The sequence below is a fragment of the Pantoea sp. ICBG 1758 genome (assembly GCF_002928325.1).
Lineage (GTDB): Bacteria > Pseudomonadota > Gammaproteobacteria > Enterobacterales > Enterobacteriaceae > Pantoea > Pantoea eucrina.
On the sequence record NZ_POWL01000001.1, the window covers coordinates 1,715,807 to 1,732,521 of the forward strand.

General features: G+C 57.1%; 16 protein-coding genes and 1 pseudogene. 4 read left to right on the plus strand and 13 right to left on the minus strand.

What is annotated here, in order from left to right; all coding sequences use genetic code 11:
- Window position 1 precedes the first annotated feature (1 nt).
- From C1Y41_RS08240 to C1Y41_RS19890, 3 genes are read right to left on the minus strand one after another with little or no spacing between them, the layout of a single operon-like run.
- Complete coding sequence (locus C1Y41_RS08240; RefSeq protein WP_104085229.1) at window positions 2-661, minus strand: sugar phosphatase; 660 nt, start codon at window positions 659-661, stop codon at window positions 2-4.
- 28 nt (window positions 662-689) lie between these two features.
- Entirely contained in the window at window positions 690-1,142 is a 453-nt protein-coding gene (gene yfbV / locus C1Y41_RS08245) for a terminus macrodomain insulation protein YfbV (protein ID WP_039379043.1), read from the minus strand.
- Window positions 1,132-1,401, minus strand: coding sequence for a hypothetical protein (locus tag C1Y41_RS19890; RefSeq protein ID WP_139239657.1), 270 nt, complete (start codon window positions 1,399-1,401; stop codon window positions 1,132-1,134). Before C1Y41_RS19890 ends, yfbV begins: the two co-directional genes overlap by 11 nt.
- 79 nt (window positions 1,402-1,480) lie before the next feature.
- Between C1Y41_RS19890 and ackA the strand changes: the two genes are divergently transcribed.
- Window positions 1,481-2,683: an acetate kinase gene (gene ackA, locus C1Y41_RS08250; RefSeq protein WP_039379064.1), complete on the plus strand. Its 1,203-nt coding sequence runs from the start codon at window positions 1,481-1,483 to the stop codon at window positions 2,681-2,683.
- Between the two features lie 71 nt (window positions 2,684-2,754).
- Window positions 2,755-4,899 (plus strand): phosphate acetyltransferase, encoded by a 2,145-nt coding sequence (gene pta, locus C1Y41_RS08255; protein ID WP_199181679.1) that lies wholly within the window; start codon window positions 2,755-2,757, stop codon window positions 4,897-4,899.
- Between the two features lie 78 nt (window positions 4,900-4,977).
- Here the strand turns inward: pta and yfcD are convergent, their stop codons facing one another.
- Window positions 4,978-5,523, minus strand: a complete 546-nt coding sequence (gene yfcD / locus C1Y41_RS08260) for an NUDIX hydrolase YfcD (RefSeq protein ID WP_039379079.1) — start codon at window positions 5,521-5,523, stop codon at window positions 4,978-4,980.
- A 328-nt stretch (window positions 5,524-5,851) separates the two neighbouring features.
- On the opposite strand from yfcD, the gene C1Y41_RS08265 reads away from it, so the two are divergent.
- The gene (locus tag C1Y41_RS08265; protein WP_039379083.1) at window positions 5,852-6,763 is read left to right on the plus strand and encodes a TIGR01777 family oxidoreductase; all 912 of its coding nucleotides are present in this window, start codon (window positions 5,852-5,854) and stop codon (window positions 6,761-6,763) included.
- Window positions 6,764-6,776: 13 nt separating this feature from the next.
- Here C1Y41_RS08265 and C1Y41_RS20435 read toward each other — a convergent pair.
- From C1Y41_RS20435 to dalD, 4 genes and pseudogenes are all read right to left on the minus strand, one after another.
- Window positions 6,777-7,010: pseudogene (locus C1Y41_RS20435) on the minus strand (SDR family oxidoreductase); the annotation flags it as partial.
- A 235-nt stretch (window positions 7,011-7,245) separates the two neighbouring features.
- Window positions 7,246-8,526, minus strand: coding sequence for an MFS transporter (locus C1Y41_RS08275; protein WP_039379086.1), 1,281 nt, complete (start codon window positions 8,524-8,526; stop codon window positions 7,246-7,248).
- 27 nt (window positions 8,527-8,553) lie between these two features.
- The gene (gene xylB / locus C1Y41_RS08280; RefSeq protein ID WP_104085231.1) at window positions 8,554-10,023 is read right to left on the minus strand and encodes a xylulokinase; all 1,470 of its coding nucleotides are present in this window, start codon (window positions 10,021-10,023) and stop codon (window positions 8,554-8,556) included.
- Window positions 10,024-10,033: 10 nt separating this feature from the next.
- A complete protein-coding gene (dalD, locus tag C1Y41_RS08285; RefSeq protein WP_104085363.1) occupies window positions 10,034-11,428 on the minus strand; it encodes a D-arabinitol 4-dehydrogenase in 1,395 nt (464 codons plus the stop codon).
- Between the two features lie 196 nt (window positions 11,429-11,624).
- On the opposite strand from dalD, the gene C1Y41_RS08290 reads away from it, so the two are divergent.
- Window positions 11,625-12,572, plus strand: a complete 948-nt coding sequence (locus C1Y41_RS08290) for a sugar-binding transcriptional regulator (protein WP_104085232.1) — start codon at window positions 11,625-11,627, stop codon at window positions 12,570-12,572.
- Between the two features lie 103 nt (window positions 12,573-12,675).
- On the opposite strand, the gene hisP is transcribed toward C1Y41_RS08290, so the two are convergent.
- The 5 genes from hisP to C1Y41_RS08315 form a co-directional block, all read right to left on the minus strand.
- The gene (gene hisP, locus C1Y41_RS08295; RefSeq protein WP_039379092.1) at window positions 12,676-13,449 is read right to left on the minus strand and encodes a histidine ABC transporter ATP-binding protein HisP; all 774 of its coding nucleotides are present in this window, start codon (window positions 13,447-13,449) and stop codon (window positions 12,676-12,678) included.
- An 8-nt stretch (window positions 13,450-13,457) separates the two neighbouring features.
- Window positions 13,458-14,174, minus strand: a complete 717-nt coding sequence (locus C1Y41_RS08300) for an ABC transporter permease (RefSeq protein WP_039379094.1) — start codon at window positions 14,172-14,174, stop codon at window positions 13,458-13,460.
- Window positions 14,171-14,857: a histidine ABC transporter permease HisQ gene (locus tag C1Y41_RS08305; RefSeq protein ID WP_039379095.1), complete on the minus strand. Its 687-nt coding sequence runs from the start codon at window positions 14,855-14,857 to the stop codon at window positions 14,171-14,173. Before C1Y41_RS08305 ends, C1Y41_RS08300 begins: the two co-directional genes overlap by 4 nt.
- A gap of 196 nt (window positions 14,858-15,053) precedes the next feature.
- The gene (gene argT, locus C1Y41_RS08310; RefSeq protein WP_039379096.1) at window positions 15,054-15,836 is read right to left on the minus strand and encodes a lysine/arginine/ornithine ABC transporter substrate-binding protein ArgT; all 783 of its coding nucleotides are present in this window, start codon (window positions 15,834-15,836) and stop codon (window positions 15,054-15,056) included.
- A gap of 274 nt (window positions 15,837-16,110) precedes the next feature.
- Window positions 16,111-16,680 (minus strand): UbiX family flavin prenyltransferase, encoded by a 570-nt coding sequence (locus C1Y41_RS08315; RefSeq protein WP_039379099.1) that lies wholly within the window; start codon window positions 16,678-16,680, stop codon window positions 16,111-16,113.
- Window positions 16,681-16,715: the final 35 nt, after the last annotated feature.

The following is a 16,715-nucleotide window of genomic DNA, read 5'->3' on the forward strand; positions in this document are numbered from 1 at the left end:
TTCAGGCGCGCAGGCTCAGCGAAAAGGCGCCGGTGCCGTTCTGCGTAATTTTCAGCGTGCTCAGATCGGGCAGATTAAACAGAACCTGGTTCAGACCAGGCGTATCTGCCGCTGGATCGATGGCGATCACTGCGCTGCCGGCCGCAAGGCCTGCCGCAATACCTGCGGGCGCATCTTCTACCACCACACATTCAGACGGATGCAGGCCCAGACGCTCAGCACCCAGTAAATAGGGTTCCGGATCGGGCTTGCCGCGCCGGATATCGTTAGCCGTAATAAACACCGCTGGCAAAGGGAGCTCAGCTGCGCGATGCCGGGCGTGGGCTACCGGCACCGAACCGGAGGTGACAATCGCCCAGGGGATGTTCTGTTCATTAAGCTGCGTCAGCAGCGCGCGCGCGCCGGCTATCTCCCGTATGCCCTGCGTATCCCGGGCTTCCTGCTGCTCCAGCCAGTGAAATTCCGCCTGGATGGCGGCCTCACTCTCGCCGCGCATGAAATGGCGCAGTGAATCGATAGCGGGTTTGCCGTGAATATAATCGAGTACCACCTCAGCGCTGAGCGCATGACGCTCGCCCCACTGCGTCCAGCAGCGGTTTACTGCCGGCAGTGAATCCACCAGCGTGCCATCCAGGTCAAACAGAAATCCTTTAAAATTCACCTGCTGCTCCTTATCCGATTGTGCAGAATTAAAGATCGTCCAGAAAGGTGCGATCCAGTTGTCTGAACGCCCGTTTAAGTACATCAGCCAGCGCCTGATAGGTGGGCTTTCCCTCTACCGGTGCAATCGCCTGCCCCGCCTCTTCCAGTTTGCTGCGGACTTCGTTGAACCACTGCAGCAGCGCAGGCGGCAGCGGCGTACCGGCTCGTTTACCCAGCCACCACAATCCCTGCATCGGCAGGCTGCAGGCAAACAGCGCGGTGGCGATGGCTGGCCCCAGCTGCCCGCCCAGCGCTATCTGCCACGTCAGGGTAAATACGGCCAGCGGCGGCATAAAACGGATGGCAAAGCGGGTCGCCGTAACGACCCGGTTTTCCGGAAACACTGGCGCCAGACGTTTATCCGCAGGCCAGGTTTTCATGTAGTGTTGTCCGCGCTGAAATAAGCCAAACCAGCCCGGATTACCTGCGTCATTCGCCATTATGCACCTCAACTAATACTGCATTATTTAAAATAAATTTGTAACTACACAACTTTACGTGACATCCTTCAAAACATTTTGTTTTTGCAGGTGACAGTGGGTATTCTGACGCCGTTTTCAGTAACATTACCGGAAGCTGCCGCCTGATTAAAGCACAGCCAGAGCCAGGTATTGCTACAGCGCTTTCAAAAATTTGCGTAAAATTACCGAATTTTTTTGCGTGTCGTTTTCTTTTTAGCTGGCGCATGATGTTAATCATAAATCGCCCCGCTCTCATGGGCTACGCTGTTAGTCTGATTGCGTTATTTTTAGCCACTATTTAACAAATAGGTACTTCCATGTCGACGAAGTTAGTACTGGTTCTGAACTGCGGCAGTTCTTCTCTTAAATTTGCTATCCTCAATCCAGCTACCGGCGATGAGTACCTGTCGGGACTGGCTGAATGTTTCCACCTGCCGGAAGCGCGGATTAAATGGAAGCTGGAAGGCAGCAAGCAGGAAGCACCATTGGGTGCAGGCGCAGCCCACAGCGAAGCGCTGAACTTCATCGTTAAATCTATTCTGGCACAAAAACCAGAGCTTTCGGCACAAATCGCTGCAATCGGCCACCGTATCGTACATGGCGGTGAGCGACTGACCCAGTCTGTCATCATTGATGAGGCGGTCATTCAGGGCATTAAAGATGCCTCTTCTTTTGCACCGCTGCACAATCCGGCGCATTTAATCGGTATTGATGAGGCGATGAAAAATTTCCCGCATCTCTCTGATAAGAATGTGGCGGTTTTTGATACGGCTTTCCATCAGACAATGCCTGAAGAATCGTATCTCTACGCCCTGCCTTATCATCTCTATCGCGAGCATGGCGTACGCCGCTACGGCGCTCACGGCACCAGCCACTATTATGTGACGCAGGAAGCGGCAAAAATGCTGAACAAGCCAGTCAGCGAGCTGAATATCATTACCTGCCATCTTGGTAACGGCGGCTCCGTGTCTGCTATTCGTAACGGCCAGTGCGTTGATACCTCAATGGGCCTGACGCCGCTGGAAGGTTTAGTCATGGGCACCCGCAGCGGTGACATCGATCCGGCCATTGTTTTCTTCCTGCACGATGCACTGGGTATGAGCGTTGATGCGATCAACAAGCTGCTGACCAAAGAGTCAGGGCTGCTGGGCCTGACGGAAGTAACCAGCGACTGCCGCTACGTTGAAGATAACTATGCGACTAAAGATGATGCAAAGCGTGCGATGGATGTATTCTGCCATCGCCTGGCCAAATATATCGGCAGCTATACGGCGCTGATGGATGGTCGCCTGGATGCAGTCATCTTTACCGGCGGTATTGGCGAAAATGCGGCTCTGGTACGCGAACTGGCCCTGGGCAAACTGGGTCTGCTGGGCTTTGACCTTGATCACGAGCGCAATCTGGCTGCCCGCTTTGGCAAATCCGGTTTTATCAATAAAGAGGGTACCCGCCCTGCACTCGTCATCCCGACCAATGAAGAGCTGGTGATTGCGCAGGATGCCGCGCGTCTGACGGCCTGATCCCTTTCTTCTCCGTCAGCTCAGGCTGACGGAGCGATTTTGACACCCTGTAACACCGCGAGGTTTTTAACGTGTCACGTACAATTATGCTTATCCCCACCGGCACCAGCGTCGGCCTGACCAGCGTCAGCCTTGGCGTGATCCGCGCAATGGAACGCAAAGGCGTGCGCCTGAGTGTTTTCAAGCCGATTGCTCAGCCGCGCGCCGGTGGTGACCGACCGGACCAGACGACCACCATTATTCGTAAGAACTCCGCTATTCCTGCCGCTGAACCGCTGCAGATGTCACGCGTTGAGTCACTGCTGGGTTCAAACCAGCAGGATGTACTGATGGAAGAGATCATTGCCAACTACCACGCCACGGCCAGAGAAGCAGAGGTGGTGCTGGTCGAAGGTCTGGTGCCGACACGTAAGCATCAGTTCGCTTCGGCGCTCAACTACGAGATCGCCAAAACGCTGAACGCAGAGATTGTTTTTGTGATGGCGCTGGGCAATGACTCGCCGGCTCAGTTAAAAGAGCGTATTGAGCTAAGCCAGAGCAGCTTTGGCGGCAGTAAAAACAAAAACATCACAGGCGTTATCATCAACAAGCTGAATGCCCCGGTTGATGAGCAGGGTCGTACCCGTCCCGATCTGTCAGAGATTTTTGATGACTCCTCTAAAGCCAGCGTAGCCAACATCGATCCGAAACAGCTGTTTGCTAACAGCCCGTTGCCGGTGCTGGGCTGTGTGCCATGGAGCTTTGACCTGATCGCCACGCGCGCTATCGATATGTGCCGCCACCTCAACGCGGAAATCATCAACGAAGGTGAAATCGAGACGCGCCGCGTTAAATCTGTGACCTTCTGCGCACGCAGCATCCCGCACATGCTGGAGCATTTCCGTCCCGGCTCGCTGCTGGTGACCTCGGCCGATCGCCCTGACGTACTGGTTGCTGCCTGTCTGGCAGCGATGAACGGTATTGAAATTGGTGCCATTCTGCTGACCGGCGGCTATCAGATCGAAGCGCCTATTGCCCGTCTGTGCGAGCGCGCTTTCCAGACCGGCCTGCCGGTGTTTATGGTGAAAACCAACACCTGGCAGACGTCGCTGAGCCTGCAGAGCTTCAACCTGGAAGTACCGGCTGACGATACGCAGCGTATTGAAAAAGTGCAGGAGTATGTTGCCGGCTTTATCAACGCCGAGTGGGTTGAGTCGCTGACCGCCACTTCCGAACGCAGTCGTCGCCTGTCGCCTCCTGCTTTCCGCTATCAGTTGACCGAACTTGCACGTAAAGCGGGCAAACGCATTGTCCTGCCGGAAGGCGACGAACCGCGCACGGTTAAAGCGGCGGCAATCTGCGCCGAACGCGGCATTGCCACCTGCGTCCTGCTGGGGGATCCGGATGAGATCCAGCGCGTGGCGGCGGCTCAGGGCGTGGAGCTGGGCACCGGCATTGAGATTGTCGATCCGAAAGTTGTGCGCGGAAACTATGTGCCGCGCCTGGTTGAGCTGCGCAAAAGCAAAGGCATGACGGAAGTCGTGGCGGAGGAGCAGCTGGAAGACAATGTGGTGCTGGGTACCATGATGCTGGAGAGCGGAGAAGTGGATGGCCTGGTCTCTGGCGCGGTGCACACCACTGCCAATACCATTCGTCCGCCGCTGCAGCTGATCAAAACTGCGCCCGGCAGCTCGCTGGTTTCATCCGTGTTCTTTATGCTGCTGCCGGAACAGGTACTGGTTTACGGCGACTGCGCCATCAACCCCGATCCTAACCCGGAGCAGCTGGCTGAAATCGCGATTCAGTCTGCAGATTCCGCCAGCGCCTTTGGTATCGATCCGCGCGTAGCGATGATCTCTTACTCAACCGGCAACTCCGGTGCGGGCAGCGACGTTGAGAAAGTGCGCGAAGCCACCCGCATTGCGCAGGAGAAGCGCCCCGATTTGGTTATTGATGGTCCGCTGCAATATGACGCGGCCATTATGGAAGATGTTGCCAGGTCCAAAGCGCCTGATTCGGCGGTTGCCGGACGCGCCACGGTCTTTATCTTCCCGGATCTCAATACCGGTAACACTACGTACAAAGCGGTGCAGCGCTCTGCCGATCTGATCTCTATCGGCCCGATGCTGCAGGGCATGCGTAAACCGGTCAATGACCTGTCACGCGGCGCGCTGGTCGATGATATCGTCTACACCATCGCCCTGACGGCCATTCAGTCGCAGCAGGCGGAAGGATAAGCTCTCCTCCCCTGCTCAGGTATAAAAAAAGCATGCGCCAGGCGCATGCTTTTTTTTCGCGTCGTGCAGATGCAGCGGTCAGCTTTCGCTGTTCTGCTTGCTGCGTGCTGCATCGCTATTACGGCTCAGCCACAGCGAAAGCGCTTTCAGTGAATCGTCGGTAAACTCATCGCAGCGCGCCGTGATCTCTTCTGGCGTCATCCAGAAAATCTCATCAACTTCACTCTCCTGCATCGCAAACGGACCGTGAGAAACACAGCTGAACAGCCCGCCCCAGACGCGGCAGTGCTGATCTTCAAAGTAGAATTTGCCGTGTTCAGCGAAGGGTACTGCCGCGATCCCCAGCTCCTCTTCCGCTTCGCGCCGTGCAGATTCGAGCATCTCTTCACCGCTCTGCACCACGCCACCCGCGGTGGCATCCAGCATACCGGGCATGAAATCTTTGGTTTCTGTGCGACGCTGTACCAGGATCTTGCCCATACCATCATGAACCACGATATAGGTGGCGCGATGGCGCAGACACTGTGCCCGCATCTGTGCCCGGCTGGCCTGCGCAATCACTTCGTTCTCTTCGCTGACGATATCCACCCACTCAATAGCGTCATCTGCCGTTTGATCCACCATCCGTAACCCTTTTGACGTTTCAGCGTGCGCGGCACGCGTCGGTTTTTTTATTGCTTTATCAGAATGCGCGTAAGGTAAAGCGTTCTTATCACTGTCGCAAGCGCTTAGCGTGCTTTGCCCGATCCCGCCAGCCTCAGCATAAGCAGCCGGGGTGCCACATCTTTACCGGCTTTTTTCACCTAAGGCAATAATCTGCTGGTCGGATCTTTGCCTCTCCGGCAGCCTCAGGGCCGCTTTTTCCCTCACGCTGCAGGCGCTGTCACACTCACTCTCCGCTTCTCTTCTATGCTCAATGCTGAGCAGATAATAATTTACAGGGAGGCTCACGATGCAATTACTGATTACCGGCGGCACCGGGTTGATTGGCCGCCACCTGATCCCGCGACTGCTGCAGCTCGGGCATCAGGTGAATGTAGTGACGCGTGACGTGGCAGCCGCGCGGGAAAAACTCGATGAGCGCGTCAGGCTCTGGTCCGGACTCGATCAGCAGTCCGACCTTAATGGCATAGAGGGCATTATAAATCTGGCTGGCGAACCTATCGCTGATAAGCGCTGGAGCGCCAGCCAGAAGCAGCAGCTGTGCGAAAGCCGCTGGCAAATCACTGAACAGCTGGTTTCACTGATCCACGCCAGCAGTACTCCTCCCGCGTTTCTAATCTCCGGTTCAGCCACTGGCTTCTATGGCGACAGCGGCGAGGTCATTGTGACCGAAGAGGATCCCGGTCAGGATGAATTTACCCATACGCTGTGCGCGCGCTGGGAACAGCTGGCGCTCAAGGCCGAGAGCGAGCAAACCCGGGTCTGCCTGCTGCGTACCGGCGTTGTGCTGGCGCGTGAGGGCGGTGCGCTGGAAAAGATGAAACTGCCTTTTCGTCTTGGCGTGGGCGGGCCGATTGGCAGCGGCAAACAGTATCTGCCGTGGATCCATATTGATGACATGATCGATGCCATCATCTGGCTGATGGATCACCCGTCGCTGCGCGGTCCGTTCAACATGGTTGCCCCCTATCCGGTGCGTAACGAACAGTTTGCCGCGACGCTGGGACAGGTCATGCACCGGCCCGCTTTTATGCGCACGCCGGCGGCCGCCATCAAACTGATGATGGGTGAATCAGCAGTGCTGGTGCTGGGCGGTCAGCATGTGCTGCCCAAACGGCTGGAGGCGTCCGGCTTTACCTTTCGCTGGTATGATTTACAGCAGGCGCTGCAGGATGTGGCGGGATCACCGCCCCGTCCATAACCATCGAAGCGGCTCAGGCCTGCTTCGACTGGCTATTCGACGCCGTCAGACCTCCGTCGACCGGCAGGTTAACGCCGGTGATATAACGCTCGTCATCGCTGGCGATAAAAGCAGTTGCGCTAGCGGTATCTTACGGCTCACCAGCGCGGCGCTGCAGAATGCGATCATAGAAGCGTTAATGCAGCGCCTCATCTCTTTTTATCTCTTCGGTAAGATCGGTGAGAGCAAAGCCAGGGCAAACGGCGTTGTTAACCAGCATATCGACGCGCCCATATTGCCGCTGCGGCACCCATGCCGGCTCCGGTGATCACCACCACTTACTCTGCAAAGCGCGACATCTTTCCTCCGGGTTATTTCGCGGTTGACACGGCTAAGCCTGACAGCCAGTACGCTGAGTTCAAGCGAAGCCTGCAGATTTAACGTGCCGCTTAGCTGAGGCAATAACCTGCGGATATTCAAATAGTGCACTTTTTCGTACAGGCTCAACTGCGCTGCTGCGCGATACGTGATTTCACTGCGGATGCTTCCCGGGTGTGTCCCGGTTGCGGCACGCGAATAATAAACGTCAGCACGCCGGCAAACACATACAGCCCGGTATACGCCCATACCACGCCGACGATATCGAAGAACGGCAACATAACTGAAGCAATCGCCGGTGCCACAAAGTTGCTGAGGCCTGCCGACAGATTGTAAATCGAAACGGCTGCGCCTTTATGATGCGGTTCAAGCGTCGGGAACACGGCGGTCATTGGCACAAATGCCGCGACAAAAATCCCCAGCATCACCGCCGGAATCAGCGCGACCCAGAAATTGTGGCCGGCATACAGCGGCAGGTAGTAAAACGCCAGGCTGGAGATCGCCATACCGAGGCAGCCATACCAGCGCACCTGGCGGATCCAGCCAATTTTTTCGCCGATGATGCCCCAGAAGATGTTGGTGAAAATGGTGACAAAAAAGAACACTGCCCAAATCTGCAACCATTCAGAGATGGTAAAGCCGAGACGATCAACAAACAGCAGCGGCATGATAATCGCAAAACCAAACAACGATAGCGTATTGATGATGCGAATCAGACAGGCGTAAAACACGTGCTGGTTGGTGAACAGAATAGTCACTGCGCGTGACATTTCGGTCATTTTGTCACGCAGTGGCAGATTCACGCGCGAACGGTCCACCGGCACATTGCGCAGGCTGAAAAAGGCCAGTACGCCGCCTGCCGCTACCCAGCCAATCGCCAGCCACAGCGTGCCGGTTTCACCCAGCATCGGGATAGTCAGGCTGGGCAGATAGCTGCCAACCACTCCAATGCCGACCGAATACATCGCCCAGAACCATCCGGTGGCGGCAGCCAGTTTCTCGCGCGGCAATACCTGCACCAGCATCATCATGAAGGAGTAGATGAACAGCGGATAAGCCAGCCCGCGAATGCCGTAAAACAGCACCATCAGCGGATAATTGCGCAGGCCAAGACCGAGCGACATAAACAGCGTGTGCATCACTATCCACAGCACAAAGCCAATCAGCATTGCACGTTGCGGGGTAATCAACTCCGCAACCACGCCGGAAGCCCAGGCCGCCAGCGCCGCCGCCAGTCCGTAAAAGGTAAACACCAGCGCCGACTGGCCCGGCGTGAAGCCCATGTCAGTAATATGGCGGGAGAGAAACGCCATTTCGAAGCCGTCGCCCGCCATAAAGATGGCAATCGCGAGGAAGCCCCGGAACATTTTTTTCGGTAAGCCAAACCAGTAATCGTTCGCTTGCATCACCATCTTCCTCTGTTCAGTAAGCCGTCAGGCAGGCAGCAGCGCGCGTGCCTGCTGTTGTTGAGCGTAGAGTTCGCGGAACAGGCGCAGGCGCTGCTGTAGCACCGCACCGCGCGCCGCATCGGGCTGGTAACGCGCCTGAACCGCCGGTTTCAGGCATACCTGCTGCTCGTTGCCGCCGGCACTGAGCCAGGCCAGACGCGCGGCCCCAAGAGCGCCCGAGGCGCTGGCTGGATGAGTGACGATCGGCAGCTGCAGCACATCCGCAATCAGCTGTGCCCACAGCGTGCTGCGCGCGCCGCCGCCGGTCAGGCTGCACTGGGTAATTTGTCGCTGCGCATCGCCCAGCACCGCCAGTCCGTCCGCCAGGCCAAACGCTACGCCTTCAATCACCGCATAGCCCAGCAGCGCACGCGGCGTTTCGTGACGCAGATTGAAGAAGGCGCCTGAGGCATCAGGATCGTTGTGCGGTGTGCGTTCACCCGAGAGATAGGGCAAAAACAGCGGTGCGCGGCGGCACTGCTCCGCGCTCAGTTCTGCCATCTCTGCCATTAGCTGGTTCTCGCTCACCGATAACAGCTGGCACAGCCAGCGCAGACAGCTGGCAGCACTTAGCATCACGCTCATCTGATGCCAGCGCCCCGGCAGCGCGTGGCAAAAAGCGTGCACGCCAGATTGTGGATCGGCCTGCAGACGGTCGTTAACCACGAAGATCACGCCGGATGTGCCGAGTGAGATAAACGCATCGCCGGGATTAACCGCGCCAACGCCTACCGCAGAGGCCGCGTTATCACCGCCGCCGCCTGCCACGCTCACCGTGGCGGACAAGCCCCAGGCGCGGGCAACATCTTCACGCAGCGTGCCGCTGACTGCACTTCCCTCCACCAGCGTGGGCAGTTGCGCGCGCGTCAGTCCGCTTATCGCCAGCAGTTCATCTGACCAGTCGCGCTGTGCCACATCCAGCCACAGCGTGCCCGCCGCATCGGACGGCTCGCTGACGAATGCTCCGGTGAGCCGCCAGCGCAGATAATCTTTCGGCAGCAGCACTTTCGCGATGCGCCGGAAGATCGCGGGTTCATGCTCAGCCACCCAGTGCAGTTTGGGGGCGGTAAAGCCCGGCATGATCATGTTGCCGCTGATGTGCATCATCTGCGGATGTCGGGTGCGCAGCGTCTCGCACTCGGCGGCGCTGCGTGTGTCGTTCCACAGTATGCACGGGCGCAATACCTGGCCGTCTGCATCCAGCAGCACTGCGCCGTGCATCTGGCCGGAGAGACCAATGGCGCGGATGGCGTGCCAGGCATCCGGCACCTGTTGTCGCAGTGCGGCCAGCACCTGTTCGCACGCCTGCCACCAGCTTTCCGGATCCTGCTCAGCCCAGTGCGAATGTGGACGCTGCACGCTAAGCGTGGCATGGCTGGAAGCCACAATGTCGCCCTGCGCGTTGACGATCAGCGCTTTGAGTTCGGAGGTGCCAATATCAATGCCGAGATACATCACACGCTCCTTATACCGCTGCCAGCATCTGTTCAGGCTGTTTCAGCCAGCGCTGCAGATTCGCCACCGTACGGTGCATTAGCGTGTGAAATGCCGCATCATCCGCCAGTTCAGCAAACAGCGCTTTGTCGCGGATAAACACGTCCAGCGCATCGGCGGCCGCAAATTGCTGATGCAATGCCTCTGCCTGCAACGCGCCATCCTGATAGGTATAAGGCAGATCGTCAGCGGCCCAGCGCTGCAGAAACAGGAAGAACAGCGCCGGCAATACCGCCGTGGCGGCGGGCTCCACGCCGCGCTGCCAGGTCTCACGCAGCGTCGGCGTTACCATGCCAGGGATTTTTGACAGGCCATCCGCGCCGACGCGCTGGTTGGTGTCTTTAATGTACGGATTACTGAAGCGCGCCAGTACTACATCGCGGTAATCGGCGAGATCGAGCGGGCTCGGCGTGAGCGACGGAATAACATCCTGAGTGATGTAGTCGTGCGCCAGCTGATAAATCGCCGGCTGGCGCGTGCTGTCGTCAATGTAGTTCAGTCCGGTAAGCGTGCCCGCCCAGGCAATCGCCGCGTGCGTGGCGTTGAGAATGCGTATTTTCGCCTCTTCCCACGGTAACACCGTGTCCACCAGCTCAACGCCCACTCTCTCCAGCGCCGGGCGACCGGCGATGAAATTGTCTTCGATTACCCATTGAATGAAGGATTCAGCCATCACGGCCGCGCCATCCTCCTTACCGGTAGCGGCCCTGACGCGTTCCGCCACATCGGATGTCGGGCGCGGTGTGATGCGGTCTACCATGGTGTCAGGCGACGTGGTGTTATCACGCACCCAGGCCGCCAGCGCCATATCGCCTTTCGCCGCCAGGAACGAGAGAAAGCCGTGGCGGAAACGCTCTCCGTTGTGGCGCAGGTTATCGCAGCTCAGCAGCGTAACCGCTGCGCCGCCGCTGGCCATACGCTGCTGCAGAATCCGCGTTAGCGCGCCGTACAGCGTGCGGATTTCACCGTGAATATCGGCCTGTACGTCCGGCTGCGCCAGGTCTAGCTCATGCTCTGGCGTCAGGTAGTAACCGGCTTCGGTCACGGTGAAGCTGATCACGCGGGTGTGCGCCTCTGCGCCCTGGGCGACCAGCGCACTGATGTCACTGTCCCACGGCAGGATTTTGCGCAGCGAGGTGATGGTTTCATACGCGCGCTCGCCCTCTGGCGTGACAGTCTCCAGCACATATTCACCGTTCTGCGCCTGTAGCTGATTAAGCAGTGCTGCTGCATCATTGCGGATGTTGCCCAGCGCAATGCTCCAGCTCTCATCACCCTGCTCACGTAGCTTGTGCAGATACCACGCCTGATGGGCACGGTGGAAGGAGCCTGCACCGATGTGCATCCATACCAAATTCGTTGTCATAATCGCCTCAAAGTAAACTTTTGCCACTGCGAAGGGCATTTGCCCGATGCGACGTAGCATAGTCGGCGGCTAACATTTGGTTCTGCGAGATGCATCACAATTAATACATTTGCTCTCATTTAGGGCTTTTGCCCGATTAGCGCTTGCGTCTGATTCCGCGATAAACTGACGCTTCAGTTTTCGACGGAAGCGCGTGATGAGCAGAGAAGAGAAAAAACAGGAGCTGGCGGCGCGAGCGGCATGGATGTATTACGTCGCTGGCGTAACACAGCAGGAGATTGCGCGCGCGCTCGGCTTATCGCGTCAGGTGGCGCAGCGGCTGGTGTCCAGCGCACGGGAAATGGGCATGGTCAGCGTCAAAATCGATCATCCGGTTACCCACTGTCTGCAACTGGCGCACGAGGTGCAGACGAAATTTGGTCTTGAGCTGTGTCGGGTGGTGCCTTCTGCCCGCCTGGAGGATGACGCTATTCAGCAGATGCTGGCCGTTGAAGGGGCCTCAGTGATGAGCCAGTTTATCAGCGAGGAGCAGCCGCAGGTGTTCGGCATTGGATCCGGCAAAACGCTGCGTTCGATGATCGACGCGCTGCCGTGGATTGAACGACCACAGCATCAGTGCGTGTCGATGATTGGTGCGATTGCGCGCGATGATTCCGGTACGCGTTACGACGTGCCGCTAAAGATGGCTGAGAAAATGCAGGGCAAATATTTTTTTATCCCCGCGCCGCTCTATGCCGACACGCCAGAAGACAAAACCATGTGGGTGCAGCATCAGGTCTATCAGCGCGTGACGCAGCGCGCCCTGCAGGCAGACGTTGCGTTTGTTGGCATTGGTGAAGTGCAGCCGGGCTGTCCGCTAAATGCCGAAGGCTTTATTACCGATGTGCAGGTCAGAGAGCTTAACACGCGTGGCGTGGTGGGTGAGATGCTTGGCCATTTCTTTAATCAGCAGGGCGAGCGGGTGTGGGGCGAAACCGATGCGCTGCTCACCAGCGTGCTGCTGGAGAGCCAGACGCAGCGGAAGATTATCGGCTTTGCCGGCAGCGCACGGAAATATCCGGCCATTCGCGCCGCGCTATTGGGTGGGTGGATCTCCGGGCTAGTGACCGACGAAGACACGGCGCTGAAGTTGCTTGGCGGGTGATTAAAACGCTTCTGCAATACGTAGCGGCGCGATTTATCGCGCCGGGTTAATCGCAAAATGGCAAACAAGCGCGCCATGAATTGCGCCGCTACGGCTCAGCAGCCTATTTTAACGAGCCTTTCAGGAACTGCTGCAGGCGCGGACTCTTTGGATTGCCAAACAGCTCATCGGGCGTCCCCTCTTCCTCAATTTTTCCCTGATGCAGGAAAATCACATGGTTTGAGACGTGGCGGGCAAATTCCATCTCGTGCGTGACCACGACCATGGTTTTTCCCTCTTCCGCCAGCTTCTGCATAATACGCAGGACTTCGCCTACCAGCTCGGGATCGAGCGCTGAGGTCGGTTCATCAAACAGCAGCACTTCCGGTTCCATTGCCAGCGCACGGGCAATGGAGACGCGCTGCTGCTGGCCGCCAGAGAGATGTACCGGATATTTTGCCCGCGCGCGCGCATCAATCCCGACTTTATCCAGATATTTGATCGCCCGTTCGCGCGCTTCCGCCTTGCTCAGACCGAGCACCTGAATGGGTGCTTCCGTCACGTTATCCAGCACCGTCATATGACTCCAGAGGTTGAAGTGCTGAAACACCATGGTGAGGCGCGTGCGCAGCGAGCGCAGCTGCTCCTTGTTCGCCACTTTCAGCTGGCCGTCGGTATCGCGCACCAGCGCAATCTGTTCGTTATTAACGGCGATAGCCCCTTCGCTCGGCTTTTCGAGGAAGTTAATGCAGCGTAAAAACGTACTTTTCCCGGAGCCGGAAGAGCCAATGATGCTAATCACATCGCCGGCATTGGCGCGCAGTGAGACGCCTTTCAGAACTTCATGTTCACCGTAACGTTTGTGCAGTTCGGCAACCTGTAATTTATTTTCAGCCATAGTGATACTCAGTGCGACGAAGAGGGTTTCACATGTGCCAGAAAGCGGCGCTCCGCAAGGCGGAACAGACTAATCAGCACATAAGAGATAATCAGATAGAGCACGGCAGCGAGCCCAAACGCGGTAAACGGCTGATAGGTAGCCGAGTTAATATCACGCGCGATTTTCAGCAGATCCGGCACGGTCGCAGTAAACGCCAGCGCGGTGGAGTGCAGCATCAGGATCACTTCATTGCTGTATGCGGGCAGCGCGGTACGCAGCGCGGAGGGCAAAATGATGCAGCGGTAAAGCTTTACGGTTGAAAAACCGTAGGCGCGCGCCGCTTCAATTTCGCCATGTGGCACGGCGCGGATGGCGCCCGCAAAGATTTCAGTGGTGTAGGCGCAGGTATTCAGCGTAAATGCCAGCAGCGTACAGTTCAGACCGCTGCGAAAAAAGGCGTTCAGCAGCTCAGATCCTTTCACCACTTCCAGCGTATACATGCCGGAGTAGAACACCAGCAGCTGGACGTAGAGCGGCGTGCCGCGAAACACATAGGTAAACAGCCAGACCGGGGTTGAGATAAACCGGTTGGGTGATACGCGGGCGATGGCCAGGATCACAGCCAGACAGCCGCCGAGCACGACCGAAAGAATAAGCAGCCACAGCGTGATCGCTACGCCGGTGAAGCGATAGCCATCGGTCCAGAGCAGTTGTTTCCAGTACTCCTGAATAATCTCAATCATAATTCTGCCCTTTTTACCCCGACCGAGTAGCGGCGCTCAAGCCACCACAGCACGCCATTAGAAAGCGTGGTAAACACCAGATAGATCACCCCTGCCACAATGGCAAAGTAGAACGGCTGCCAGGTACTCTTGCCCGCCAGCTGCGTCGCTTTGACCACATCCTCCAGCCCCAGCAGCGACACCAGTGCGGTAGCCTTGAGGATCACCTGCCAGTTGTTTCCGATGCCGGGCAGCGCAAAACGCATCATGGCCGGAAACAGAATGCGCCGGAACGTCTGCGAGCCGGTAAAACCAAAGGCGGTAGCGGCTTCAATCTGTCCCTTCGGCACCGCCAGAAACGCGCCGCGAAAGGTTTCAGTAAAATAGGCGCCGTAGATAAACCCGAGGGTAATGATACCGGCCACCATCGGGTCGATATCAAACTGCGCCAGGCCCAGCGCGTCAGTTACCGCGTTGAGCGCAATCTGCAGCCCGTAAAAGATCAGCAGCATCAGCACCAGATCGGGCACGCCGCGGATCAGGGTGGTGTACCCCTCCGCAATGATGGCCAGCGGCCGGCTGCGCGACAGTTTGGCACCCGCCCCGAGCAGGCCGAGGATAACCGCCAGCAGCACGGCGCTCAGCGCCAGCTCCAGCGTCACCAGCGTGCCTTTGAGAATGACTTCAGAATAGCCGTACAACATGATTTCGATCCTGTCGTGAGAGGAAAATAACACACGCTGCCCGGGAAATAGCGGACAGTCCTGACCAGGGATATGAATCACGGAAGGATAGCGGCAAGCGTATGAACCCCGGGAGTTTACATAAGTAAGCGCCCGGAGTGAATAGTTATGGCCCCGGTTCCTGTCACTCAACCCGCAGTATCAGGAAACAGGTCGATCAGTCACCGTAGACGTTGAAATCGAAATATTTTTTCGCAATCTTGTCGTAGGTGCCATCTTTGCGCATCTCATTAAACGCCTTATCGATGGCGGCTTTAAGATCGCTGTCATCTTTGCGCAGGCCCATGCCGGTGCCTACACCAAAGATTTTGTCATCTTTCACCGCCGGGCCAGCAAACGCATAGTTTTTGCCTACCGGCTGCTTCAGAAAGCCTTCGCTCGCCTGCACTTCATCCTGGAAAGCGGCATCAATGCGTCCGGCGTTCAGGTCCTGATAGACCAGATCCTGATTTGCATAAGGCGTCACGGTAACGCCCTTCGGCCGCCAGTATTGATTCGCATAGGTTTCCTGCGTGGTACCCTGCAGCAGACCGATATTTTTGCCCTTCAGCGATTCAATCGTTGGCTGCAGCGGAGAGCCTTTTGCCGCCACCAGACGGGCGTTAGCCGCATAGAGTTTTTCCGAGAAGCCAATCTCCTCCTGACGCTTTTCGGTGATAGAGAGCGACGAAATAATGGCATCAATTTTTTTCGCTTTCAGCGACGGAATAAGCGCATCGAAATCACTTTCCACATAGGTACATTTGGCCTGAATGCGTTTGCAAATCTCATTGGCAAGGTCGATATCAAACCCCACCAGCTGGCCCTGGGCATTTTTTGACTCAAACGGCGGGTAAGTTGGATCGGTCCCGATACGCAGCGACTGCGGTACTGCGGCAAAAACGCTGGCGGTGCCGGTCATTGCCAGCAGCAGGGAGAGAGCCAGAACTCGCTTTTTCATAGTTTACCCTCAAGTGACGTGCTTATTGTTATGTGGTGTGATGTGTGTTTTGCGCTGAATGGATTGCAGTTTTCATGCCAGGTCTCAGAGCTGGCGATGCAGCATGCAGGCGCGCTAACGAGAGCGTCGTAACGGGACGCAGAGAGTTCGTTATGAAGGGAATATAACAGCGGGATGCAGAAGAAAAAGAGAGTTTGCTAACTTTTAGTGCAGATTATGCACGAAGAGTGATCGACACCGCGAATTTGCACATCCATTGTGCAGCGCGCAACGTTTATGCGCCATTCCAGCGCATAAACAGATCTTCCGGTAGCGTGATATCAAACTGATCCACCACGCGATTAACCGTCTGGTCGACCAAATCCTCAATACGCTGCGGCCGGTGATAGAAAGCCGGCACCGGCGGCATGATCATCGCGCCCAGTTCAGCCGCCGTGGTCATCATACGCAGATGACCGACGTGCAGCGGGGTTTCGCGTACGCAGAGCACCAGGCGGCGCTGCTCTTTCAGCACGACGTCAGCGGCGCGCGTCAGCAGGCTGTCGCTGTAGCTGTGTACAATGCCGGAGAGCGTTTTCATTGAGCACGGCAGGATCACCATACCCAGCGTTTTAAATGAGCCGGAAGAGATGCTTGCCCCGATATCCCGCACGTCATGCACCACGCTGGCAAGCGCCTGCACATCCCGCACGCTGTAGTCAGTTTCCAGCGCCAGCGTCTGGCGCGCTGCCGGGCTCATCACCAGATGGGTTTCCACTTCCGGCACCGATTGCAGCACCTGCAGCAGCCGCACGCCGTAAATTGCGCCGCTGGCGCCGGAAAGACCCACGATGAGACGTTTCATAACTCTGCCTTACTCTGTTCAGAATCGGCAATGAT

Excerpts from the sequence above, each read along its gene's own strand:
- yfbV (WP_039379043.1), bottom strand. The coding sequence starts at position 1,142 with ATGGCGAATGACGCAGGTAATCCGGGCTGGTTTGGCTTATTTCAGCGC.
- C1Y41_RS19890 (WP_139239657.1), bottom strand. The coding sequence starts at position 1,401 with ATGATTAACATCATGCGCCAGCTAAAAAGAAAACGACACGCAAAAAAA.
- ackA (WP_039379064.1), top strand. The coding sequence starts at position 1,481 with ATGTCGACGAAGTTAGTACTGGTTCTGAACTGCGGCAGTTCTTCTCTT.
- yfcD (WP_039379079.1), bottom strand. The coding sequence starts at position 5,523 with ATGGTGGATCAAACGGCAGATGACGCTATTGAGTGGGTGGATATCGTC.
- C1Y41_RS08265 (WP_039379083.1), top strand. The coding sequence starts at position 5,852 with ATGCAATTACTGATTACCGGCGGCACCGGGTTGATTGGCCGCCACCTG.
- C1Y41_RS08275 (WP_039379086.1), bottom strand. The coding sequence starts at position 8,526 with ATGCAAGCGAACGATTACTGGTTTGGCTTACCGAAAAAAATGTTCCGG.
- xylB (WP_104085231.1), bottom strand. The coding sequence starts at position 10,023 with ATGTATCTCGGCATTGATATTGGCACCTCCGAACTCAAAGCGCTGATC.
- dalD (WP_104085363.1), bottom strand. The coding sequence starts at position 11,428 with ATGACAACGAATTTGGTATGGATGCACATCGGTGCAGGCTCCTTCCAC.
- C1Y41_RS08290 (WP_104085232.1), top strand. The coding sequence starts at position 11,625 with ATGAGCAGAGAAGAGAAAAAACAGGAGCTGGCGGCGCGAGCGGCATGG.
- hisP (WP_039379092.1), bottom strand. The coding sequence starts at position 13,449 with ATGGCTGAAAATAAATTACAGGTTGCCGAACTGCACAAACGTTACGGT.
- C1Y41_RS08300 (WP_039379094.1), bottom strand. The coding sequence starts at position 14,174 with ATGATTGAGATTATTCAGGAGTACTGGAAACAACTGCTCTGGACCGAT.
- C1Y41_RS08305 (WP_039379095.1), bottom strand. The coding sequence starts at position 14,857 with ATGTTGTACGGCTATTCTGAAGTCATTCTCAAAGGCACGCTGGTGACG.
- argT (WP_039379096.1), bottom strand. The coding sequence starts at position 15,836 with ATGAAAAAGCGAGTTCTGGCTCTCTCCCTGCTGCTGGCAATGACCGGC.
- C1Y41_RS08315 (WP_039379099.1), bottom strand. The coding sequence starts at position 16,680 with ATGAAACGTCTCATCGTGGGTCTTTCCGGCGCCAGCGGCGCAATTTAC.